The sequence below is a fragment of the Dietzia sp. B19 genome, assembly GCF_014145155.1.
GTDB classification, from domain to species: Bacteria; Actinomycetota; Actinomycetes; order Mycobacteriales; family Mycobacteriaceae; genus Dietzia; species Dietzia natronolimnaea.
Genome location: NZ_JAALED010000524.1, coordinates 1 through 1463, shown reverse-complemented (window position 1 = coordinate 1463; position 1463 = coordinate 1). Strand labels below are relative to the sequence as shown.

The window sequence follows — 1463 nt, the reverse complement described above, 5'->3', positions numbered from 1 at the left end:
TGGCGGGAGGGCGCTCGCGAGTGCGTCCACCGACTGGATCGGTTGGCGAGGGACCATCGTCGCGTGCGCCCTCCTGGTCGCGCTGTCGCTCCCCGCAGCATTGTGGGCACTCCGCCGGGCCGTCCCGCCCGTCGGCAGTGCGCTGTCGCACGTGTCGTTGATGTCCGCAGCACTGAAGAGTGCTCGCGGGAACCCGGTCCTGCTCAGGGCCGCCCTCACCCAGTCGCTCGGGCTCGGGGCGTTCAACTCGGTGTGGGCGGTGATGGTCCTGCACCTCACCGGACCGCCGTTGTCGTGGTCCGTCACCCAGGCCGGGTTGTTCGGGCTCGTGGGCCTCGTAGCGGGGCTGGTGACACCGATGTCCGGCCGGTTGATCGACAGATATGGAGCACGCCGGATGACCGGTGTGTTCCTGGTCGTCCTCTCGCTGTCCTCGGGCGCGATCTTCTTGACCCACGACATCCCGATGCTCTTCGGTCTGGCTCTCTTCTTCTCGACGTGGGCGAATCAGTCTGCGCTGTCCGGAAACCAGGTGCAGGCGCTGGCCACATCGCCCGAGCACTCTGCCCAGCTCAACACCGCCTTCAGTTTCATCGTCTTCTTCATCGGCGGATTCGGGGGTCTGGTCGGCCCGCTCGCGTTCGCGATGGGAGGCATCTCGGCGGTGGCTGCTGTGGTCACGGTGCTGTCGTTGCTCGGGCTCCTGGTGTGGCGCTTCGTGCCGGTCACCAGTCCTCGACACCGGTAGGAATCGCGGGTCCCGTGGCGACGCGCCCGGTCGTCATCCACAGCTCCCGTCTGTCCACAGTCGCCTCCACGGACGCACGTCCCCGGTCCGGATCCGACCGCTGGGTGCGGCACTGTGTCCGGCATGGACACTCCCACTCCGATCCGCGGGCAGAGCGCTGGCATCGAGGACTGCATCGCGATCGCCCCCGCCGTTCACAGTCCCTCCGCGGAGAACCCCGGCGGGCTGCCACCGGGCCCGTTGACCACCGCCGAACTCGCGGCGGCCGTCCCCGATCCACGAGACCGGGATCGCTACGTCCGGATCTGGCACGGGGTCTACCGCCGGGATGACCAGGTGGACGACCTCCGCCTGCGCAGCGAGGCGCTGGCCAGGACCTGGCCCGAGGGGGTCCTGCGTGGTCGCAGTGCCGCACTGTTGTGGGGTGACGAATCCGTCCCGGCAGATGCGCTGCCGGAGATCTGGCTGCCGTTCACCCGTCGAGCCCGCGGGGGACGGGTCTACCGCTACGGCGCGATGCCACCGGCCGCCGTCACCGAGCTGGGCGGTCTCCGGGTAACCACCCCGCTGCGCACCTGTCGGGACCTGGCCTGCGATCTGGATCTCGAGGACGCGGTGGTGGCGGTGGAGCGGTTGTGCGCGGCGGTTCCGGGACTGGCCGGGCGACTCGGGGCGGCGGTCGAGCACCCGTCCGGCCGGGGTGCCCGGCGGTTCG

At 70.1% G+C, this 1463-nt stretch carries 1 protein-coding gene and 1 pseudogene; both read left to right on the top strand.

Annotated elements, in window-relative coordinates:
• A partial coding sequence (locus tag G6020_RS14225) for an MFS transporter (protein ID WP_206682234.1) occupies nt 1–748 on the top strand: 748 nt, incomplete at its 5' end.
• Nucleotides 749–871: 123 nt separating this feature from the next.
• A pseudogene (locus G6020_RS14220) lies at nt 872–1463 on the top strand (hypothetical protein); the annotation flags it as partial.